We start from the raw sequence: 20,556 nt of genomic DNA, 5'->3' as shown, positions 1-20,556 counted from the left end.
CGAACGTGGCGGCAGGTCCCCTGGTGCGTTCTTCGTACCACGCGGACCGGCAGGCTCACGGGCACAAGATCACTTGACCTGGAGAGGAGAACTGCAAATGGGTATTTTCGATTGGAAGCACTGGGCAGTCATTCTGCTGATCGCTCTGGTGCTATTTGGCGGTAAGCGTCTGCGGCACCTCGGCGGTGACCTGGGTGAATCGATCAAGGGTTTTCGCCGATCGATGACAGACGCCACGGACACGAATGAAACCAAGCCGATGGTTGCTTCTCGCAGCCAGGATGAGAGCTAGCCCGGAACCCGAAAACCATCGGACGAAAAACTATCCATGGGTGTCGCTCATGTCTGCGCTTGGCCGAAAGCAGTCGACTATTGCCTCTCTCACCCGCTGTATTGCGAGGTCAACCTGAGGCGTCGTTCTCCATCCCAGTTCGATTGGATAACGAGGCAGTGGCAGGGGGCACGGCAGCGCGGCCAATCCTGTCACTCGGGCGATTTCGTCGGCCGCATGGCTGGGTATGGTGGCCACGGCTCCGGTACCGGGCAACAGGTAAGGCAATGCGGCAAAGTGCGTGGTCGAGACACTGACTCGGCGCGTCAGCCCAATAGCCGCCAGAGCCTCATCGACTATGCCGATGAATCCACCCGACGAAATCAGGATGTGCTCCCGGGCAACGAACTCATCGATGCTCAGGGCCATCTGCTCGGGCACCAGGCTGCCAGCGTCCACCAGGCAGCTATAGCCTCCGTCGGCAAGAATCTCTCGGCTGAGCATCCGTGCGTTGAATCCGCCAGCAGTGAGCGCCAGGTCGATACTTCGGTCAAGCAGGGCATCCGCGACAATCTGGCTGTGTGTCTGACGGAAGATCAAGCGCAAGCCCGGCGCCCGCTTCTGGACGGCATCGATCAGCCGGCGCCCGTACGCGATTTCAAAATCATCCGACAAACCCAATGAGACGGCACGGCCGGCGAAATCGCTTGCAGTGGGAGCCAGTAAGGCAAGGCTCTGCCTGCATTTGCCAAGCGCCTCGCCAATCAGGGGTCGCAATTGGTTCGCCCGCAGCGTGGGCGCCAGACCGCGCCCGGTTCGCACAAACAGCGCATCCCCATAGACGTCGCGCAATCGCCGAAGCGCCGCGCTCACGGCCGACTGGGTGACGCCAAGGCGAAGGGCTGCCCGGCTTGCGCTGGATTCCTCATACAGCGCTTCGAACACCTTCAGCAGGTTCAGGTCTACATCGGCGATATTCATGAGGCTCATATCAACTAGAAGTGATTGGTTGTTTATTTATAGTTTGTCCGACCCTGAAAATGCGCGAAACCCCACCGCACATCGAGGAGCGTCACCCCATGTCCAAGTCCATCGTCGCTGCGCTACAAATCGGCTCGCTACCTGGCGGCAAGGCCGACACACTCGAACAGATTCTTTCCTACGAAACGGCCATTCGCGAAGCCGGCGCCAATCTGGTGGTCATGCCGGAGGCTCTGCTGGGTGGGTATCCCAAGGGCGAGCGATTTGGCACCCAACTCGGCTACAGGCTGCCGGAAGGGCGCGAGGCCTTCGCCCACTACTATGAAAACGCGATCGATGTGCCCGGGACTGAAACTGATGCTCTGGCGTCCCTTTCCGAGCGCACTGGCGCCGACCTGGTGGTTGGCGTAATCGAGCGCAGTGGCCACAGCCTTTACTGCTCCGTGCTGTTCTTCACTCCCCAGGCAGGATTCGTTGCCAAGCATCGCAAGCTGATGCCCACGGGCACCGAGCGGTTGATCTGGGCAAAGGGCGATGGATCGACCCTGCCCGTGGTGGAAGGTGAGTCTGGCCGACTGGGCGCGGCCATTTGCTGGGAGAACTACATGCCCCTCCTACGCACCGCGATGTACGCCAAGGGGGTCGACGTCTGGTGCGCACCCACGGTCGATGAGCGGGAAATGTGGCTAGCCACGATGCGCCACATCGCTTGCGAGGGGCGCTGCTTTGTCGTTAGTGCTTGCCAGGTGCAGGACTCACCTTCGGCGCTCGGCCTCAAGGTCGAGAACTGGCCGGAAGAGCGTCCGCTGATCAACGGCGGCAGCGTGATCGTGGGCCCTCTGGGAGATGTGCTGGCCGGCCCACTAACCGGAGAACGCGGCCTGCTGGTAGCGGAGATCGATACAGCCGACCTGGTACGTGCGCGCTATGACTTCGACGTGACCGGTCATTACGCGCGACCCGATGTCTTTGAGCTGGTCGTCGATGAGCGAACCAAGCCGGGCGTGAAGTTCATTCAATAGCCATAAATATCTTCAACACCCTCGGCCGGAAGAGGCAGCTTCCGGCCAGAAGCGGGCTCTTCAGTTGCACAAGCAGCCCTCCCTGGTCACTCCCCGTAGGCCAGGACGCAGTGGTCACAGCGCGGTTGAACCAGGCCGGAAAACGCTCACCTTCAGCGCAGCGTCTCCAAGCACGCGCGTGCGGCTACAAGATCGGGTGTACCCAGGCCTTCTTCATAACGACCATAGACGGGTTCAAGCAGCTCCATCGCCGGCTGCCTATGCCCTTGGTCACGCCATACCTGGGCCAGGGTGGTCGCGCTGCGCAGCTCCCAGGCAAGCGCGCCGCCTCTGCGGGCCAGCTCCAACGATCGGGTCAGCAGGGCCTCGGCCCCCTCCGCACCGGCTTCAAGCAGTTGGCAAGCCTCCAGTCGAAGCATCTCTGGGGCACACCATCCAGTGGCGCCGATGCTGCTCTGGAGCGATGCAGGTCGCTCCTCGAACGACCTCGATCCCCCGAGTGTCATGACGATATCCCTCACCAATCCACTTGCCGGTAGCGTCGGCCTGGGAAGACCTTCGCAGCCCATCACCCCGGCATAGTGCTGCGCCCAGTCGGCGAACAACGGGATGGAGTGGCGTGAAGAGGCCTCGAGCAGGAGTTGCAGGCGGAGGGATGCCTTCTCGTACTCACCGTTGTAGTAGGGAATCACGCAACCGGCCGTGGCCAGCAAGTACGATATCGACGGGATGTGCTCCAGCTGGTAGGCCAGGTCCAGGGCCTGCTGCACGCGCTGTTCGGCCTGGTCCGGGTAACCCCGAAGCCAGAGGATACGAGCCAGGACGGTGAGCGACGCCACCCTTTGCTCGTATTGCACACCCATGCAAAGCGCAAAGCGGTTCGGGCGATTTTCGCGCTCGAGCGCCTCCAACACCGATTCAGCCAGGTGATGGGCCCGCTCCTGCATCCCCGAATAATGAAGGGCGAGGACCTTGAGGCGTTGCGAGCTGACCGCTAACTCTTCACCACGCCCTTGGGCCAACTGATCGAACTCTTCGCTCAGCGCCAAGGTTTGCAGGTACCGTCCAGAACGCAGGTTGGCCGCTAGCTGGCCCGAAATAGCATGCAGCATCGCGCCCGGGTCCCCGCTTCTCTCCGCGAGCGACTGGGCGCTCTGGAAGGCTCCGATGGCCTGGGTAGCAACAATCTGACCATGGTAGGAACAGTTGCCCAACGCCAGCTGCAACTGCGTCGCCAGTTGCAAAGACTCATGGCCTTCAGCATCGAAAGCCGTGCTCAGTAGGCTGAGGGCACTCGCCACATAGGAACCATACTCGTGCAGGAGCGACATCTCCTGCCAGATCGGTGCCGAGCATGCTGTCAGGCGAATGGCCAGGGGGTGGCGCACCTCGGCATCCAGCCCCCAGTTCAACGCCGAGCGCAGGTCACCCAGCCACCTGGCGTATCGCTCCAACCAACGGCTGGTTGGCAGGCTTTCCCATTCAAGCTGCGCCTGCTCCAGGCGCGCCATGCAAATTCCAAGGTGTCGGACGCGGGTTTCGTGGAGCTCACCCGCCGCGTCCAGCTTTTCCAAGGCATAGAGCCGCGCCGGTTCGAGCAGGCGGTAAGCGAACTCATCGTCGCTGACCTCGACGCTGATCAGCGACTTCATCGCCAACTGCGAGATGAGCATGCAACCGGCCCCAGGGTCGCCCGGGAGGCCAAACAACGCCGCGGCGGACTCCAGGGAAAAGCTCCCGCGAAACACTCCCAGGCGACGCAGGCCGGCCCGCTCCGCATCGGACAGCAGGGCGTAGCTCCAGTCGAACATTGTGCGCAAGTGCCGGTGTCGTGGATGGACATCCTGGGCGTCGATGGGACAGTCCAGGTAGCAATCGCCGCCGAGCAGCGCCGCGCCAATGTCCCGCTCGCTGGCGATCTGGCCGGCCGCCAGTTCAATCGCCAGAGGCATGCCGTCCAGGCGATGGCAGATATCAACGAGGCGCGGCAGATCCGCCGCACCAGGCTCGAAGGCTTCGTCGACGTTCCTGACCCGCTCAACCAGCAGGGCGAGCGCCGGGTAGGCAAGCGCCTCGGCGACCTCGGTAATCTGCATTGGTGGGTTGGCCAGCGGAGGCAATCGATAAACGCGCTCGTGCGCGGTACGCAGCGCCTCCCTGCTGGTGGCAAGCACATGAATCCCCGGAGCAGCGCACAGCAGGCACTCCATGAGGTGCGCCGCCGCTTCGACCATGTGCTCGCAGTTGTCGATCAGCAGGAGCATCTCGCGCGAGCCGAGCTGGCTGCAGAGGACCTCGAGCGAGCTATCTGCCTGCCCGGGTATGCCCAACAGCGCGGCAAGGGTGCTGGCCAGCGGCCCGGCATCCTGAAGCAGCGTGAGGTCGAGCATGCGGATCCCATCGCGATAGCGGCCGATCAGCTGCTCAGCCACCAGCAGGGCGACACTGGTCTTGCCGATTCCCCCGCAGCCCACCACCGAAACGCTGCGACCGCTCTGCAGCTGGCCGATGATATGTGCTACTTCCCGCTCCCTGCCGACCAGGCGACTGCGCCGCGCCGGCAGGTTGTGCTGGCTCGACGGATCCACGCTCATCAAAGGTGGGACACTGCCAACCTGGCTGATCGGTGCGACGAAACTGTAGCCTCGCAGCGCCACCGTCACTATGTAGCGGCGCCCTTCCTGGCCATCTCCAAGAGCCTTCCGCAATGCCGCCATGTGCACGCGAAGGTTGCCTTCATCTACCGCCAGGCCGGGCCAGGCCCTGGCCATCAGGTCGCGCTTGCCGACGACCTCGCCGGCGTTTTCCAACAGCACGAGAAGCAGATCGAAGGCGCGCTGCCCCAGGCGTAGCGGTCGGCCACTATCCACGATCGAGCGCGAGGTGGGATAGACCACGTAGGGGCCGAAGCACAACGCGGACTCGACCGGCATCAGTTGTTCTTTTCTCATCGTTACCAACAAAAAATTGCACGCGGGCCGGGTGCCGGTCTCTTTCTAACGGGAGGCCTCGAACACAGCTCCGCAGAGCTGCCACCTCCGTTCTATTGCAAAAAAGGTGAGCTGCCGAGGGCTCTTCATAAAAATTAACAACGACCATCACCGCTGCTTCCGGCGGCAAGCGGTTCACGAAAAACCTTGCGCTCGTCCCGCGCACGGTCGTCACGGTGCCGACGCCGGCGGAAGTGGCCGGCCGACTCACCAAACCCGCACGGTTCACCCGTGGCACTTGGGCACCTGAAGGCACCCTTCGGCTTCACAGAAACGTCGCAGAAAGATGGGCCTGGTCACGCCACTGATTGACGGTTGCGCCATCGCAAAGTTCATGGTTCCCAGGCGACTGTCCGCTTAATGAACTTTAACCGGCATTAACTGGCCGCCTCGCTCCAGCCTGCGAAAGATAGCGATACATCAGATCGGCGAGAACACCCATGCTGAGCGAAAGTATCGAGCGATCCACAAGTTACGCAGAAGCGCGCAAGCTCGCCCGCTGGCAGGAAGAACAAGCATTGAAGCTCATCCTCACGCACCTGGAAGCAGGCATCACCGTCACGTGGCTGGCGGACGCCTGCGCACTGTCCAGAAGCGACTTCACACGCAAGTTCAAGGTCAGCACCGGCCACTCGCCGCTGGAGTGGGTACGGCTCCAGCGGGTGGAAAAGGCCAAGCGCCTGCTGACCGACGCGGATCGGCCATTGGCGGAGATCGGTCTGGAATGTGGCTTCTACGACCAAGCGCATTTCTGTCGTGTGTTCAACCGCCTGACGGGGATTTCTCCCAAAGGCTGGATACGCCAAGCGCGGGCCTGCCCCCTTACCTCCGCTTCGTAGCCGAACTGGTGGTCGGAATCTGCAGGAGCGCCGGCACGCCCGCCCGCTTCCACCGGCCGCCTGTACCGATGAAGAACCGGTCGTCGTGCGGCCCTGCGTAGCAAGTACGGAGGTGCAAGCCAGTCACGGATAAAGGCGATGGCACGGTAGACGGCGCGCGGCCAAGTCTTCCGCGTCACGCCGCCGGGCTGGCGGCGTCAGGCCTACTGACGCAGATCCCCTCGAGTACATAGGCGCGAACCGTGTGGAGCATCCGGTAGCGCACGCCGCGCTCGCCCTCTTCCACCAGCAACAGCGACTTGTCAGCCAACTGGCTGACCGCGGCGAAGATGCGTTCGCGGCACAGCCGGGTATCCACCAGCGCGCTAACCGCCGTTTCCAGCGTGAAGCTGCTGCCCAGCGGCGCGAGCAGGCGCAGGCATGTTTGCTCGGTGCCGCTGAGCTGGTCATAGCTCCAGTCGTAGGTGGCGCATAGGCTGCGTTGCCGCGCTGGAGCGGTGCGGCGGCCGGGCATATGCAGTAGAACGCCGCTGTCGAGTAGCTTCGGCAGTCCGGTCAGGCCCAGGGTATCGATCTGGCGGGCGGCCATCTCGATAGCCAGCGGGATACCGTCCAGACGCCGACAGACTTCGACTATCGCGCGCACCTGGGCCGGGCTCAACTCCAGGCGGTCGTACACATCGCGAGCGCGCTGCACGAAGAGTTGCACTGCCGAACAGCACAGCGCACCGACCAGCGTCACCTCGTCGCTGACGGGCAGTTCCAGCGGCGGCAGGCGCAGTACGTGTTCACCCTCGGCACGCAACGGTTCGCGGCTGGTGGCCAGGACGCTGAGCGCCGGGTGCTGGCGCAACAACCGCTCGATCAGTTGGGCGCAGGCGCAAGCCAAGTGCTCGCAGTTGTCCAGCACCAGCAGCAGCCGTCCCTTGCCGGCCGCCTCGAGCACCGTGGCGAGCAACCGGGCCAGCGCCTCTGCGTCGGATACTGACGACAGGTCGAGGAACCGAATGCAGACGTAGTGCTGCTGTAGCGACTCGCAGACCTGGATTGCCAACGAGGTCTTGCCTATCCCTCCCGGCCCCACCAGGGTCAGCAGGCGGGTGCCCAGCATCTGCTCGAACAGGTGCTGGGTGAGGTGCCCGCGCCCCACCAGCCCCGCCAGCAACACCGGCAGATTGCTGGCGGGCGTGACCTGGGTCGGCTGAGCCTGCAGCGTCTCCACCACGCCGACGAAGCCGTAGCCGCGCAGCGGCACGTTGGCGATGTAGCGTTCACCGGTGTGCCCCTCGCCCAGGACGCGGCGCAGCGCGGCGATGTGCACCCGCAGGTTGATCTCCTCGACCACCGTGGTGCCCCAAACGCGGGCAATGATGGTCTCCTTGGCGATGATCTCACCGGGCTGAGCCACCAGTACCAAGAGGATGTCCAGGGCACGGCTGCCGATGCGGACCGGGCGATTGCCCTGCAACAGCTGACGTTTATAGGGGTGCAGTTGGAAGCGGCCGAACTGCAATACCGTTTCCGTGCCGATTGGCGTGGGGGCGTTCATGTCATCTCCCGCCTTGTCCGTACCGACCGCTCTACCACGGGGGGATCCGAGCAAATTCGAACGAATCGGGGCGGTGGCTCCTTTTTGTCGATGGACCCATTCTCCGGTCTCTGGATGACAGCGCAATTCGGCCAGAGGGACGGATACGGCCAAGAAGGGTGCATCAGACGGTCAAGTAGCGGAAAACTGTTGACGGTACTGACTGGGCGTCATGCCGATGCGCTCACTGAACACCGTGCGCAGGTGCCGGGCGCTGCCGAAGCCGCTGCGGCAGGCCACCACCTTCAGTGGCAGGTCAGTCGTTTCCAGCAACCGCCGCACGTGCTCGATGCGGGCATTCTGCAGGTACTGCATGGGCGTCAGTTTTACTTCGCGCTGGAAGGCGCGGGCGAAATTGCGCGGGCTCATCGCCGCCAGCTCGGCCATACGCTTGATGGTAAAGGGCTCCTCAATGTGATCGGCCATGTAGGCCTGCACCCTCGCGATTGCCGAGCCATCGCGCAGGACCGTGGCCAGCAGCGGTGCAAAGGGGGCTTGGCCGCCCTGACGCTTCATCACCACCAGCAGCACCTTCGCCACCTCCAGCGCCAGCTCCTTGCCATGGTCCTCGCCGAGCACCGCCAGGGCCATGTCGATGCCGGCGGTGATGCCGCCAGTGGTGATCAGGTTGCGGTCCACCACGTAGATCTGCTCGGCCTCCACCCGCGTGCAGGGAAAACGCTGCGCCAGGCGCTCCAGGTAGTTCCAGTGGGTGGTGCAACGGTAACCGTCGAGCAAGCCGGCATTGCCCAGCAGGAAGGCGCCGGTGCAAATCGCCCCGTGTCGCCGCGCGTGCCCTGCCGCCTGTGGTAGCCAGGCACTCAGCGCCGGCTGCGCGGTGTCGTACGCGCCGGGGCCGCCGGGCACCAGCAGCAGGTCAATGCCGGCGGGCAGCTCTTCCAGGGTCAGGTCGGCCAGCATCTTCAAGCCGCAGGAACTGCGGATCGGCTCGCGGTTCTCGGCGACGGTCAGCAGGCGGTAGTGATGCTCCGGCGCGAGGAAGCGATTGGCGATGGAAAACACCTCCATCGGCCCCGACACATCGAGCATCAGCACATCGCTATAAAGCACCATCGCCACTGTTTTCATCGCACCACCGCTCAATTCGCCACCCTCACTCTCTCAGCATCACAGCAACCCATTGGCTGATCTGCGTATCTACCTACACGGAACAGCCATTCTATCTTCGACGTACACAACGCGCCCGCACCGAGCACATCGATCCAATAACTCCTCCGCCACCCCGGCGATAGTGGGCCATCGCGCCGGCCGCCGGCTGGCGCGTCCCTTTGCGCCATCCGGCGCGTCACCGACCCAGGAGCTTCATTTCATGGCCACCGCTTCCGCCGTTCCCGGCAAGACCCTGCTCAGCCCCATCGACCACACCCTGATCATGATCGACCACCAGTCGCAGATGTCGTTCGCCACCAAGTCGATCGACGCGGTGACCCTGCGCAACAACACCGCGCTGGTGGCCAAGGCGGCGAAGGAGTTCGGCGTCTCCACCATCCTCACCACCGTTGCCGAGAAGAGCTTCTCCGGGCCGATCTTCGACGAGATCAAGTCGGTGTTCCCCGAGCACAACATCATCGACCGCACCAGCATGAACACCTGGGAAGACCCCCGCATCGCTGTGGAAGTGAACAAGTTCGGCAAGCAGAAGATCGTCCTGGCCGGCCTCTGGACTTCCGTATGCATCGTCGGCCCGGCACTGTCGGCACTGGACCAGGGCTTCGAGGTCTACGTGATCGCCGATGCCTGTGGCGACGTGTCCACCGAGGCCCACGAGATGGCGATGCAGCGCATGATCCAGCTCGGCGCGCGCCCCATGACCTCCCTGCAGTACCTGCTCGAACTGCAACGCGACTGGGCCCGCGGCGAAACCTACGACCAGACCGTGAAGACCTCCATCGAGCACGGCGGCGCCTACGGCCTGGGCCTGATCTACGCCAAGACCATGTTCAACGCCAGCGAAGGCCACTGAGCCTCGCGAGGGAGCGGCGCTGTCGCTCCCTTTTCCCTTTCTTCCTGGTAGCTCCCCTGTCCCCAGACGACCGTACCAGCGGCGTTTTCTGATTCAGCCACGAACAGGCTCGGACATTTGCGCCGGGTATCGCTTCGCTCCCTCCGACGAAAAGCACTGGGCTCAGGGTAGTGGCGCGCTCATGTGTTCGACCATTCGCTCGCGCAGCCAGCGCTCGGCCGGGTCGTTGTCGTGGGCGGCGCTCCAGACCAGAGAAAGTTCCGCCGGCTTGATCTCCAACGGCGGGTCCTCGGCACGCAAGCAGCTGTCTTCCACCAGGGCACAGGCGGCATAGTCCGGCACTGTGGCGATCATCCCGGTGTTGCGCAGCAACGCGCGAAGGCTGCCGAACTGCGGCACGGCCAGCACTACCCGGCGGCGACGGTCGATGCGTTCCAGGTCGAGGTCGATGGCGCCGTTGAGGTCGCCGGAGAAGGAGACCATCGCATGCGGTCGCGAGCAGTATTCGTCCAGGGTCAATGGGCCGGGGCGGTCGTCGCCGCGCAGTACCTTCACGCCGATATCGCGCAGCTTGCGGCGCTTGGCATTGGCCGGTAGATCCGTGGTGTAGCTGACGCCGGCGGTGATCTCGCCGGAGGACAGCAGTGCCGGCATCAGCAGGAAGTTGGCACGGCGCACCACCACCGTGATGTTCGGTGCCTCCTGCTGCAGGCGCGCGAGGAGCGCGGGGAACAGACCGAATTCGGCGTCGTCCGAGAGCCCCAGGCGGAAGATGTTGCAACTACTCTGCGGGTCAAAGCTCTTGGCCCGGCTGACGGCGGCGGATATCACATCCATCGCCGGACGCAGTTCCTCGAAGATGTGCAGTGCCCGACTGGTGGGCTCCATGCCGCGGCCGACGCGCACCAGCAGTGGGTCGTCGAACAGGTCGCGCAGGCGCGCCAGGGCGGCGCTGACGGTGGACTGGGTGATGAATAGCTTCTCGCCGACGCGGGTGAGGTTCCGCTCCAGCATCAGGGATTCGAAGATCACCAGCAGGTTCATGTCCAGGCGGCGCAGGTCGTTTCGGTTCATGGGTAGTCGCTCGGGGCTCTGAGGAATGCGGTTGGTTACGCGGGAGAGGGTCGCGCCAGTCGATCAACTTTCGCCGCGCTTTTCTTGTACGGCTGCGCTTGAAACCACAGTCCACGGCCCGATTCGATCAAGCATCGGATCGCCTTCATTTGCCCCCATTCCGGAGCGGCCTTCCGCCGCTGATGGAACCACAGGAGAAGGGAGATGCCGCTCGCGGAAAACAAAACGCCCCGCGAACTGGATAGCGCTCGCGGGGCGTGCTTTTCGCCAGGGATCAGCGCAGATCGAAGCGATCCAGGTTCATTACCCTGGTCCGGGCATTGACCTGGAAGCGCTTCCGACAGGCAACGGTGCCGACCTGATCCATCAGAACGCGAAGCACGAACAGCCGAACGCGCCCCAGAACCCGGCGAAGTCGCTCACCGGCACGTCCTTGGTGCGCGCGCGCTCATGGCTGTGGCCGTGCACACCGCAGGAGCCGATGCACTGGTGCACGGCCTGCTGCAGCGGCGCCTGCGGGCGCCAGTGGCCGGGAACCATGGCCACCGGGGACCACTCCGGTACCACCGGGATGCTCGGCGGGGCCAGCTTGTCGAACTCGCGATCGCCATGGACGATCTTGCCGCCTACCACGGTGAGCACCGACTCGATGGTCTTGATGGCTTCTTCCTCGACGCTGAAGAAGTCTTCGGAGAGCACCGCCAGGTCCGCCAGTTGGCCGACCTTGAGCATGCCCTTCTTACCCTGCTCGCTCGAGAACCAGGCGCTGCCGTGGGTGAACAGCTGGATCGCCACCTCGCGCGACAAACCTTCCGGATACAGGCTCAGGCCGCCCACGGTCTTGCCGCTGACCAGCCAGTACAGCGAAGTCCAGGGGTTGTAGCTGGACACGCGGGTGGCGTCGGTACCGGCGCCCACCGGCACGCCTTCGGCCAGCATGCGCTTGATCGGCGGCGTGGCCTCGGCGGCCTGCTTGCCGTAGCGATCGACGAAGTACTCACCCTGGAACGCCATGCGGTCCTGGATGGCGATGCCACCGCCCAGGGCGCGGACGCGCTCGATGTTCTTCGGCGAGATGGTCTCGGCGTGGTCGAAGAACCACGGCAGGCCATTGAAGGGAATGTCGCGATTGACCTTCTCGAACACGTCGAGCATGCGCGAGATGGACTCGTCATAGGTGGCGTGCAGGCGGAACGGCCAGCGCTGCTCGACCAGGTGGCGCACCACCGGCTCCAGTTCCGCTTCCATGGTGGCGGGCAGGTCCGGGCGCGGTTCGAGGAAGTCCTCGAAGTCTGCCGCCGAGAACACCAGCATCTCGCCCGCGCCGTTGTGGCGCAGAAAGTCGGTGCCCTGGCCGTAGGTCACGCTGGAGGTCCAGTTCTTGAAGTCGGCCAGCTCTTCCTTGGGCTTCTGGGTGAACAGGTTGTAGGCGATGCGCACGGTGAGCTGGTCGGCGTCGGCCAGCTGCTGGATCACCTGGTAGTCGTCCGGGTAGTTCTGGAAGCCGCCGCCGGCGTCGATCACGCTGGTCAGGCCCAGGCGGTTCAGCTCGCGCATGAACTGCCGGGTCGAGTTGACCTGGTATTCCAGCGGCAGCTTCGGCCCCTTGGCCAGGGTCGCGTAGAGGATCATCGCGTTGGGACGGGCGATCAGCATGCCGGTGGGTTCGCCGTTGCTGTCGCGGACGATCTCGCCACCGGGCGGGTTCGGCGTGTCTTTCGTGTAGCCGACAACACGCAGCGCCGCGCGGTTGAGCAGCGCGCGGTCATACAGGTGCAGGACGAACACCGGGGTGTCCGGCGCCGCCTTGTTCAGCTCCGAGAGGGTCGGCAGGCGGCGCTCGGCAAACTGGAATTCGTTCCACCCACCAACCACGCGCACCCACTGCGGCGACGGCGTGCGCTGGGCCTGCAGGCGCAGCATCTCCAGCGCGTCGGAGAGCGAAGGCACGCCCTCCCAGCGCAGTTCCAGGTTGTAGTTCAGGCCGCCACGGATCAGGTGCAGGTGCGAGTCGTTGAGGCCGGGGATGACGGTGCGGCGGTTGAGGTCGACCAGTTGGGTCGAACCGTCGCGGTAGGCCATCACTTCGGCGTCGCTGCCCACGGCGAGGAACTTGCCGTCGGCGATGGCCACGGCGGTGGCGTGCGGGCGCTCGGGGTCGACGGTGTGCAGCTTGCCGTTGAACAGGATCAGGTCTGCAGTGCTCATGTTCGGGTACCTCAGCGTTGCAGGAAGGCCAGCAGGTCTTCGTTGAGTTGTTGTGCGTGGGTGACGGCGAAGCCATGGGGCGCGCCGGCGTAAACCTTCAGCTGGGAACCCGGGACCTGCTCGGCGGCCAGCTTGCCGGTGGTTTCGAACGGTACGATCTGGTCGTCATCGCCATGGATCACGAGGGTCGGCACATCGACCTTGGCCAGGTCCGCGCGGAAGTCGGTTTCCGAGAACGCGGTAACGCAGTCCACGGTGCCCTTGAGCGAGGCCAGCAGCGCGATGTTGAGGGTCTGGGTCAGCACGCCGTCGGAGACCTTCTGGCCGTGGTTGGTGCCGTAGAACGGTGCAGCGAAGTCCGCGATGAACTGCGCGCGGTCCTTCAGCAGGCCGGCCTTGATGCCGTCGAACACGGAGGTTTCCACGCCCTGCGGGAAGTCGGCGGATCGGCCGAAGATCGGCGTCACCGCGCCCAGCAGAACCAGGCCTGCAACGCGCGAGGCGCCATGGCGGCCGATGTAGCGGCTGACGTCGCCACCGCCCATGGAGAAGCCGACCAGGGTGACGTCACGCAGGTCCAGGTGCTCGATCAGACCGGCGATGTCATCGGCAAAGGTGTCGTAGTCGTAGCCGTTCCACGGTTGGCTGGAGCGGCCGAAACCGCGGCGGTCAAAGGCGATGGTGCGGTAGCCGCGACTGCTCAGGTACTCCATCTGGTATTCCCACATGTCGCCGTCCAGCGGCCAGCCGTGGCTGAACAGCACAGGTTTGCCGCTGCCCCAGTCCTTGTAGTAGATCTCGGTGCCGTCGCGGGTTACGAAGGTGCTCATGGAAAACTCCTGTGACTGCGGTGCAGGTCGTTGTGGGAACGGGCGCCACGCAGGGCGCCGCGGAAAGGGAATCGTCAGTCGGCGCGGAGCCAGCCGGCGCACCGCCGGGTGACCCAGGGCATGATCAGGAAGACCACCGGCACCACGATGCACAACGTGATCAGCAGGTTGCTCGGCACGACGCCTCCCAGCACCGGGTAGCGCTCGAAAGCCGGCGCCCAGAGGCGCGGGATGACCATGGTCAGCGGGCAGATCACCAGGTAAGTGAGCACCGCCTGCTTCCACTTCGGTGGCTGGCGGACGTTGCCGTGGGCCGGGGTGAACCAGAACTCGGCGTCGTTGTGGATCAGCGGGTGGTCACCCTCTTCCAGCAACGGCGAGACTTCCTGGATAAGCGCCGCACGCTCGGCCGAATCGATCCATGCCTGCAACTGCCCGGCTCGAGCAAAGCGCACCACGGTGGTGAACATCGCGCCCTCGCCGCCTGGGCGGATTACGTTCACGCCCAGGTGCCCCGGCTGCCGACGTGCGGCCGCCACGGTGCGGCGCAACCAGGCTTCGTAGCTGGGCAGGGCTTCGCGGCGCACCTTATGGTGGACGACCAGCGTCACCACGCTGTTCAGATCGATAATTTCGGCGCTCATGGGTGTCCCGAGGGCTGATGCAAGTGCCGCTACTATGGCGACGCCGTGGAGCCCTCTATTGGACGCATGTGCTGCATCACCTCCGTCAACCGGGTCTAACTCGCTTCAACACGCCGCCTCGGGCGCTTCGGGACACGCCCTGGGGCCAGGACTGCCCATTAGCAACGGCTTCGGCCACCTTCGGGTGGCCTTTTTGCATTAGCGGGTAATACTTCTCTGCAGAGGTGGGCATGTCGCTGGTGGCGCGCGCCTCGCGGAGGTGTGAGGTGAACAAGCTATCAATTGTGGGTGCCGGCATGGTCGGTGAGGCGGCAGCTCAGATCATCGCCCGGGAAGAGTTCTGTCGTGAGTTGATGTTGATTGATGTGCAGGGTGAGTTGGCACAGGGCAAGGCGCTGGACGTCTGGCAGGCGGCAGTCGAGTCAGGTTCTGATACCCGGGTTTACGGCGGCTCCAATGCTGAAATGCTGCGGGATTCTGACCTGGTGGTGATTACGGCGGGTGTGCCCCGCAAGCCTGGTCAGTCACGCCAGGATGTATTGAGCATCAATCTGCCAATCCTCGACGGCATCATGCGGGATATTAACCATCATGCTCCGGCAGCGACGGTGTTGGTGGTGTCGAACCCGGTCGACGTGCTGACCTATCGGGCCTGGTCTCTCAGTGGGCTGGGACGCGACAAGGTGTTCGGGCAGGCGGGGGTGCTGGATACAGCGCGCATGAAGTGTTTCATCGCCGAGGAGACAGGGTTTTCTGCCCGGGATATCACGGCGCTGGTGCTGGGAGGGCATGGCGATAGCATGGTGCCGCTGATGCGTTACTGTGCGATCGGTTCGGTGCCGCTGTCTCACTTCCTGTCCAGTGAGCAGATAGAGCGGATTGTAGAGCGCACACGTCAGGGTGGCGGCGAGATTCTGGGTTTGAAGAAACTCGGGAGCGCCTGCGATGCGCCGGGCGTGGCAATTGCGCAGATGGTGGATGCTATCGCCAATGGGCGAAACCGCATCTTGCCGACGGTCGCGATTCTCGAGGGCGAGTACGGGCGAACAGACATTGCCATGGGTGTCCCCTGCGTACTGGCAAAAGAGGGGCTGGTGCGGGTGATCGAACTGCCTCTGGATGCGCAGGAGCAGGCGATGTTCGACCGTTCCGCTGATCATGTGGTGCGTGATATTGCTGAAATGAATGCGTTGTGACCGGGGCTATACGAGGGGGTTCTGGGCGCAACGGGGACCCTGTCCCAGGATGGGCGTAACCGGGGTCTAGCCGAAGCGCCCAGAGGTTCACTGCGCATCGCGTGCGTACCTGCCCTGGCCTGTCGTCATGCCTGGAGTGATCGGTGCCTTTCCCAGGCAGCATGGGACGGGGGAAGGGATAGATTATTTCTCTACTCTAAACTGCCGCTTTTTGCCGAAAGCTGATTCTCGCTGCCGGCTGAAATCGAACCAAAGACGACCTTCGCTTTTTGGCCAAAGGCGTATCTGACAATCACGCCTTTGGCCTCTACCGCTCCAAATCAACGAATAGCGCGGGTTGGCGCATCGATAAGCTCCGGCTTCCCACCAGCGAGCGCTGGTGCCGTGGCGGCTACCACGTCGTGCGGGAACCCGAGGGTTATGGCGCTGGCCGCATCTAGCCGTTCGAGCTGTGCCGACGTCAGCCGAACCTCTAGCGACGCAAGGTTGTCAGCGAGCTGTTCGGCGGTGCGTGGGCCGATGATCGGAAGTGTTCCCTTGGCGAGAACCCACGCAATGGCGACTTGTCCTGGTGAATGCCCTGTCTCTTCGGCGATTGCCAGCACGGCATCGAGGGTGGAGGTCTTGCGTTGGTCGCTCTCGCCGTGGATGACCACACCCAGACCCTGCGCTCGACCCGTTTCGCCCTTGCGGTATTTACCGGTAAGCAAACCGCCTCCTAGCGGTGACCAGCCGACCGTTCCCAGATTGAATCCAGCGGCCATCGGTATAAGCTCGCGCTCCGCCGACCTTTCCACCAGGCTGTACTCCAGCTGCACGGCCGAGATGGGCGACCAGCCCCGTAGCTCCGCCAGGGTAGCCGCAGTGGCCACCCGCCAGGCGGGGAAATCCGACAAGCCAGCGTAGAGGATCTTGCCGGAACGAATCAGGTCGTCGAGGCCGCGGGCGATTTCGTCGATGGGAGTTACCCCGTCGGGCATGTGCACCCACAGCAGGTCGATGTGATCCGTCTTCAAGCGTTTCAGGCTGGCTTCGACCGAGCGAAACATGGCCTTGCGACTGTTACCGGAGCGCTGGAGGCCAGCATCAGGTGAGTCGCCGAGGGAAAATTTGGTGGCAAGGATGATGTCGTCGCGGTCAGCGGCGATGAAGTCGCCAAGCATCGCTTCCGACTGGCCAAACTGGTACTGATCGGCCGTATCGATGAAGTTGCCGCCGGCCTCGCGATAGCGGGTGTAGATCTGGCGAGCTTCCTCCTGGTCGGCGCCATAACCCCAGCCCTTGCCGAAGTTGCCAGTGCCCAGAGCCAGTGAGGAAACCCGAAGTCCGGTATTGCCGAAGATGCGATAACGCATGGTGTGTTCCCGTAATGGACAGGCCGCGTTCGGCGGCCTGCATGGCAAATGGTTACTTGGATGTGCGCGCGATGAAGTCGGCGATGTACTCGGCTGACAACTCCGGATACTGGTGCTGCGGGCCATGCCCAGCTTCGGGATAGAAGACGAATTGTGCGTTGCGCAGTTGGCCGATGAGCGGGAACCAGTTCTGGCCGGCGGTGCTGGTGTCGTTATCGCCACTGATGACCAGCATCGGCGTACGTGTCTGGGTCAATCTGGCGCGGCGTCCCAGTGCATCTTCGCCGAAGGCTTCGGCGGCCTTCAGGTACACCAGAAACTGCTCCAGTTGCGAAGGAATCTTCGACACCACATCGGCGCGGGCGTAGATACGTTCATGGGAGGCCTTGGCTGCGGCGCGACTGAACTCGGATTGTGGTTCGAAGAACAGCACTTCTTCGTCGTCCAGGTCGTTCACCTGTTTCATGGCGCGCTCGATGAACACTTGCTGGATCGGCAGTTGGCCCGGCCCCGGTGGATTGGTGCCTACCAGGATCGCATGGGTCACGCGCTCCGGTTGGTCGAGCAGCAAGGTCTGCGTGGTAAACCCGCCCCACGACCAGCCCAGCATGGCGAATTTGTCCAGCTTGATGGCAGTGGTGAAGTCGTTGACGAAGCTGGCGACCTGCCCCAGGTCGTCGGGTAGCTCGCCACTCGAGTATCCAACGCCCGGATAGTCAAAGGTAATGACGGTGTGTCGTTCGGCCAGCTTGTCCAGGAACAGCGGATCCCAGGTGTCGAGCGTACCGCGCATACGGTTGGCCAAGACGATGGGGCTGCCTGAGCCGATGGAGCGATAGGCGATGGTGTTGCCATTGACTTGCACGTACTGATTTTTGGCAGTCGCGGCAGTTTCTTCGAGGGGTGTGGCAAGCGGGGTGCTCATGAACATTTTTCCTGTAGCGAGATAGAAGTCGAAGTGGTGAGCGGGCCGTCCTGCCAGAGCTCTGTCGCCGCTGATGCCGGCGCTGTAGTCATCCGATGGGCACTTTTTACGCCTCGCTGGCCGTTGCTTAAATAGCTACGATTGCAATCGCAAGTTGCAAAAAAGCAATGCAATTGGCGCAACACTTGCCCTGAGTACGAAACCCATGAACTTCGACTGGAATGACATCCCCCTGCTGCTGAAGCTCGCCGAATCCGGCAACATGGCCCAGACAGCACGCGAGCTGGGCTTGGTTACCTCCACCGTGAGCCGACGGGTCGCGGCGGCCGAGCAAGCATTGGGAATCAGACTGTTCATCCGCGACAACACCGGCTACCAGCCAACTGCTGGTGGAAAGATTCTCTTGTCCCATGCCGACACCATCGTTGACCGTGTCAAGACGATGCTCCTGGAAAGCCAGGAGGAAGCACACGCCATCTCCGGTGCAGTCAATATCACTGCAATCGACGTACTGCTTAGCCATTGGCTGGTGCGTCATGTGCCGGCACTGTTGGCCAAGCATCCACGCCTTGAGTTGAACCTGATAGGAGATTTCCGTGAACTTTCGTTCACCCGGCGCGAAGCCGATCTCGCCCTTCGTCTCAACAGGCCCAGTGCAGACGCCGCCCTACGAATGCGCAAGATCGGGACGCTGGGTTTTGCGGTTTACGGCGCCGAGAACTTCTCCGGTGCCACACGCAAAGACTGGCCAGCCCTGCCTTGGCTGTCATTCCCAGATGAGATGGCCCGGCTGGCAGAGATGCAATGGCTGGCCAAGATTGGACCGCTACAGAAGATTCGGCTGACCAGCATTTCAATGATTGCTAGCGCCTGCGAAGCAGGGATCGGGATCGCACTGCTTCCCTGTGTAGTGGGCGATCGCTTGGGGCTTGTCCGGTTACAACAGGAGACAGAGTCACAGAGGGAGCTGTGGTTGCTCAGCCACAAGGATGCAGGTCAGGTAGCTCGGTTCCGCGCGGTATCACAATGGTTGAGCGAGCAGGCGGAGCAGGATTCGGAGCTGTTAGCAGGGAACGCTCAATAGGTTAGGGCTGGCCGCTTCTGGCCGGAAGCTTCCACTTTCAGTCAACGTCCCCCTGGACACGGCACTTCTTCCACCCCAAAAAAAGGCGCCCCGAAGGGCGCCAAAAGGAGTAGGTACGGTTCTCGCCGAAGGCGATCAGCGCAGTAGCAAACTCAGCAATCCCTGGGTCAGCCGCCCGTAAGGTGGCTTGAGCAGGAAGCTGCCGTTGAGCCGGGCCTGGTAGAAGATCGGTCGCATCTTGCTGAAGGTCTGGAAGCCCTCTTCCGCGTGGTAGTGCCCCAGACCCGAATTGCCGACGCCGCCAAACGGCAGGTTTTCTTGCAGCACGTGCAGCATCACGCTGTTGACCGAGACACCGCCGGAAAGCGTTTGCCGCAGCACTTGCTGGACGCGCCCCGAATCGTCATCGAACAGATACAGCGCCAGCGGCCGCTCATGGGCATTGATGTAGTCCAGGGCCTCTTCCAGCTGGTGATAGCTGAGCACGGGCAACAAGGGGCCGAAGATCTCTTCCTGCATGATCTGCATGTCGTCGCGCACGCCGAACACCAGGTGAGGCGCCAGCTTGCCAGCGCGGCGAGCCTCTTCGACATCGGCCAGCGCGACGACCCGCGCGCCCTTGTCGCGAGCATCGGCCAATAGGGCTTCGACCCTCGCCATCTGGCGGCCGTTGATCATGCAGCTGTAGTCGGGATTCGCTCCCAGCGGCTGCGGGTAGTAGCGGGCCACGGCAGCTTTGGCGTGCTCGATGAATTCGGCCTCGCTGCCCTCGGGAAGGAACAGGTAGTCCGGGGCGACGCAGGTCTGACCGGAGTTCAGGCACTTGCCCCAGAGAATGGTCTCGGCGGCGACCTTCAAGGAGTATCCAGGCGCCACCAGGGTCGGTGACTTGCCGCCAAGCTCCAGGGTCACCGGCGTCAGGTTTTCGCTGCAGTTGCGCATGATCTGCCGACCGACTTCCGGTGACCCGGTGAAGATCAGGTGATCGAACGGCAGGCGGGAGAACTGGTCGTTGATTCCGGGCCCAGGCTGAATCACGGCCACCAGGTCCTGGCTGAAACGCTGGCCGAGCAAGCGCGCCAGCAGCGCCCCATAGCGACTGGAGTCACTGGCGATCTTGATCATGGCGCGGTTGCCGGCGGCCAGGGCCCCGCACAGCGGTCCCAGGGTCAGGTACAGCGGATAGTTCCAGGGCGCGGCAATACCGATCACCCCGAGCGGCTGGGCGAGCAGCGCAGCGCGTCCGGGCTGGAACCAGATCCCGACACCCCGTCGCTGCGGCTTCATCCAGCGTTTCAGGCACTTGAGCGCATGGTTTATTTCGCTGACCAGGCCAAAGATGTCCAGCAACTTGGTCTCGTGCACGGAGCGATGGCCGAAGTCGGCGGAAATGGCCGCTGCGATTTCATCGGCGTTGTCCAGCACCAGTTCCTTCAAAGCCAACAGGTTGGCACGACGGGTCTGATACGAGGGATAACGCTCAAGGGCGAAGGCCGCGCGTTGACTGGCAAAGACCTGGCGCATCTGCTCGACGGCCGGCCCGACTTGTTCGATCGACATAGGAA

17 protein-coding genes and 1 pseudogene are annotated in these 20,556 nt (G+C 63.2%); 7 read left to right on the top strand and 11 right to left on the bottom strand.

Annotation, left to right across the window (positions count from 1 at the left end; all coding sequences use genetic code 11):
* Together E8F06_RS09230 and tatA are read left to right on the top strand one after the other, a co-directional pair.
* On the top strand, positions 1–77 hold a 77-nt coding region (locus tag E8F06_RS09230; protein WP_280364008.1), incomplete at its 5' end, for a hypothetical protein.
* 20 nt (positions 78–97) lie between these two features.
* Positions 98–259: pseudogene (gene tatA / locus E8F06_RS09225) on the top strand (twin-arginine translocase TatA/TatE family subunit); the annotation flags it as partial.
* A gap of 63 nt (positions 260–322) precedes the next feature.
* Here tatA and E8F06_RS09220 read toward each other — a convergent pair.
* On the bottom strand, positions 323–1,261 hold the full coding sequence (locus E8F06_RS09220) for a LysR family transcriptional regulator (protein WP_280366396.1): 939 nt from the start codon (positions 1,259–1,261) through the stop codon (positions 323–325).
* 89 nt (positions 1,262–1,350) lie between these two features.
* Between E8F06_RS09220 and E8F06_RS09215 the strand changes: the two genes are divergently transcribed.
* The gene (locus tag E8F06_RS09215) at positions 1,351–2,274 is read left to right on the top strand and encodes a carbon-nitrogen hydrolase family protein (RefSeq protein WP_280366394.1); all 924 of its coding nucleotides are present in this window, start codon (positions 1,351–1,353) and stop codon (positions 2,272–2,274) included.
* 152 nt (positions 2,275–2,426) lie between these two features.
* Here E8F06_RS09215 and E8F06_RS09210 read toward each other — a convergent pair whose 3' ends face one another.
* The gene (locus E8F06_RS09210) at positions 2,427–5,225 is read right to left on the bottom strand and encodes a winged helix-turn-helix domain-containing protein (protein WP_280366393.1); all 2,799 of its coding nucleotides are present in this window, start codon (positions 5,223–5,225) and stop codon (positions 2,427–2,429) included.
* A gap of 479 nt (positions 5,226–5,704) precedes the next feature.
* Here E8F06_RS09210 and E8F06_RS09205 point away from each other — a divergent pair, with 479 nt between their 5' ends.
* Positions 5,705–6,103: an AraC family transcriptional regulator gene (locus tag E8F06_RS09205; protein ID WP_280366391.1), complete on the top strand. Its 399-nt coding sequence runs from the start codon at positions 5,705–5,707 to the stop codon at positions 6,101–6,103.
* A 175-nt stretch (positions 6,104–6,278) separates the two neighbouring features.
* Here the strand turns inward: E8F06_RS09205 and E8F06_RS09200 are convergent, their stop codons facing one another.
* A complete protein-coding gene (locus E8F06_RS09200) occupies positions 6,279–7,652 on the bottom strand; it encodes a winged helix-turn-helix domain-containing protein (protein ID WP_280366388.1) in 1,374 nt (457 codons plus the stop codon).
* Positions 7,653–7,823: 171 nt separating this feature from the next.
* Complete coding sequence (locus E8F06_RS09195; RefSeq protein WP_280366386.1) at positions 7,824–8,780, bottom strand: GlxA family transcriptional regulator; 957 nt, start codon at positions 8,778–8,780, stop codon at positions 7,824–7,826.
* 241 nt (positions 8,781–9,021) lie between these two features.
* Here E8F06_RS09195 and E8F06_RS09190 point away from each other — a divergent pair, with 241 nt between their 5' ends.
* Positions 9,022–9,675 carry a hydrolase gene (locus E8F06_RS09190; RefSeq protein WP_280366383.1) on the top strand — a complete coding sequence of 218 codons (654 nt, stop codon included), beginning with the start codon at positions 9,022–9,024 and terminating at the stop codon, positions 9,673–9,675.
* Positions 9,676–9,837: 162 nt separating this feature from the next.
* Here E8F06_RS09190 and E8F06_RS09185 read toward each other — a convergent pair whose 3' ends face one another.
* The 4 genes from E8F06_RS09185 to E8F06_RS09170 all read right to left on the bottom strand — a co-directional run bounded on the left by E8F06_RS09185 (position 9,838) and on the right by E8F06_RS09170 (position 14,431).
* Positions 9,838–10,749, bottom strand: coding sequence for a LysR substrate-binding domain-containing protein (locus tag E8F06_RS09185; protein WP_280366381.1), 912 nt, complete (start codon positions 10,747–10,749; stop codon positions 9,838–9,840).
* Between the two features lie 366 nt (positions 10,750–11,115).
* The gene (locus E8F06_RS09180) at positions 11,116–12,957 is read right to left on the bottom strand and encodes an amidohydrolase (protein WP_280366377.1); all 1,842 of its coding nucleotides are present in this window, start codon (positions 12,955–12,957) and stop codon (positions 11,116–11,118) included.
* Positions 12,958–12,968: 11 nt separating this feature from the next.
* Positions 12,969–13,787, bottom strand: coding sequence for an alpha/beta hydrolase (locus E8F06_RS09175; RefSeq protein WP_280366375.1), 819 nt, complete (start codon positions 13,785–13,787; stop codon positions 12,969–12,971).
* A 74-nt stretch (positions 13,788–13,861) separates the two neighbouring features.
* On the bottom strand, positions 13,862–14,431 hold the full coding sequence (locus tag E8F06_RS09170) for an antibiotic biosynthesis monooxygenase (RefSeq protein ID WP_280366373.1): 570 nt from the start codon (positions 14,429–14,431) through the stop codon (positions 13,862–13,864).
* A gap of 266 nt (positions 14,432–14,697) precedes the next feature.
* On the opposite strand from E8F06_RS09170, the gene E8F06_RS09165 reads away from it, so the two are divergent.
* A complete protein-coding gene (locus E8F06_RS09165; RefSeq protein WP_280366401.1) occupies positions 14,698–15,627 on the top strand; it encodes a malate dehydrogenase in 930 nt (309 codons plus the stop codon).
* 320 nt (positions 15,628–15,947) lie between these two features.
* On the opposite strand, the gene E8F06_RS09160 is transcribed toward E8F06_RS09165, so the two are convergent.
* The gene (locus E8F06_RS09160; protein WP_280366370.1) at positions 15,948–16,982 is read right to left on the bottom strand and encodes an aldo/keto reductase; all 1,035 of its coding nucleotides are present in this window, start codon (positions 16,980–16,982) and stop codon (positions 15,948–15,950) included.
* A gap of 52 nt (positions 16,983–17,034) precedes the next feature.
* A complete protein-coding gene (locus E8F06_RS09155; RefSeq protein WP_280366367.1) occupies positions 17,035–17,907 on the bottom strand; it encodes an alpha/beta hydrolase in 873 nt (290 codons plus the stop codon).
* A gap of 205 nt (positions 17,908–18,112) precedes the next feature.
* On the opposite strand from E8F06_RS09155, the gene E8F06_RS09150 reads away from it, so the two are divergent.
* On the top strand, positions 18,113–18,991 hold the full coding sequence (locus E8F06_RS09150; RefSeq protein WP_280366365.1) for a LysR family transcriptional regulator: 879 nt from the start codon (positions 18,113–18,115) through the stop codon (positions 18,989–18,991).
* 135 nt (positions 18,992–19,126) lie between these two features.
* Here the strand turns inward: E8F06_RS09150 and E8F06_RS09145 are convergent, their stop codons facing one another.
* Positions 19,127–20,551: a coniferyl aldehyde dehydrogenase gene (locus E8F06_RS09145; RefSeq protein WP_280366363.1), complete on the bottom strand. Its 1,425-nt coding sequence runs from the start codon at positions 20,549–20,551 to the stop codon at positions 19,127–19,129.
* Positions 20,552–20,556 lie beyond the last annotated feature (5 nt).

Origin of the sequence: Pseudomonas sp. BN411 (genome assembly GCF_029871235.1) — a bacterium.
In the GTDB taxonomy this organism is placed as follows: Bacteria; Pseudomonadota; Gammaproteobacteria; order Pseudomonadales; family Pseudomonadaceae; genus Metapseudomonas.
This window is presented reverse-complemented; position numbering and strand designations above follow the sequence as displayed.

Bases quoted from the DNA above. Each gene is read 5' to 3' on its own strand.
- E8F06_RS09220 (WP_280366396.1), bottom strand. From the start codon at position 1,261: ATGAGCCTCATGAATATCGCCGATGTAGACCTGAACCTGCTGAAGGTG.
- E8F06_RS09215 (WP_280366394.1), top strand. From the start codon at position 1,351: ATGTCCAAGTCCATCGTCGCTGCGCTACAAATCGGCTCGCTACCTGGC.
- E8F06_RS09210 (WP_280366393.1), bottom strand. From the start codon at position 5,225: ATGAGAAAAGAACAACTGATGCCGGTCGAGTCCGCGTTGTGCTTCGGC.
- E8F06_RS09205 (WP_280366391.1), top strand. From the start codon at position 5,705: ATGCTGAGCGAAAGTATCGAGCGATCCACAAGTTACGCAGAAGCGCGC.
- E8F06_RS09200 (WP_280366388.1), bottom strand. From the start codon at position 7,652: ATGAACGCCCCCACGCCAATCGGCACGGAAACGGTATTGCAGTTCGGC.
- E8F06_RS09195 (WP_280366386.1), bottom strand. From the start codon at position 8,780: ATGAAAACAGTGGCGATGGTGCTTTATAGCGATGTGCTGATGCTCGAT.
- E8F06_RS09190 (WP_280366383.1), top strand. From the start codon at position 9,022: ATGGCCACCGCTTCCGCCGTTCCCGGCAAGACCCTGCTCAGCCCCATC.
- E8F06_RS09185 (WP_280366381.1), bottom strand. From the start codon at position 10,749: ATGAACCGAAACGACCTGCGCCGCCTGGACATGAACCTGCTGGTGATC.
- E8F06_RS09180 (WP_280366377.1), bottom strand. From the start codon at position 12,957: ATGAGCACTGCAGACCTGATCCTGTTCAACGGCAAGCTGCACACCGTC.
- E8F06_RS09175 (WP_280366375.1), bottom strand. From the start codon at position 13,787: ATGAGCACCTTCGTAACCCGCGACGGCACCGAGATCTACTACAAGGAC.
- E8F06_RS09170 (WP_280366373.1), bottom strand. From the start codon at position 14,431: ATGAGCGCCGAAATTATCGATCTGAACAGCGTGGTGACGCTGGTCGTC.
- E8F06_RS09160 (WP_280366370.1), bottom strand. From the start codon at position 16,982: ATGCGTTATCGCATCTTCGGCAATACCGGACTTCGGGTTTCCTCACTG.
- E8F06_RS09155 (WP_280366367.1), bottom strand. From the start codon at position 17,907: ATGAGCACCCCGCTTGCCACACCCCTCGAAGAAACTGCCGCGACTGCC.
- E8F06_RS09150 (WP_280366365.1), top strand. From the start codon at position 18,113: ATGAACTTCGACTGGAATGACATCCCCCTGCTGCTGAAGCTCGCCGAA.
- E8F06_RS09145 (WP_280366363.1), bottom strand. From the start codon at position 20,551: ATGTCGATCGAACAAGTCGGGCCGGCCGTCGAGCAGATGCGCCAGGTC.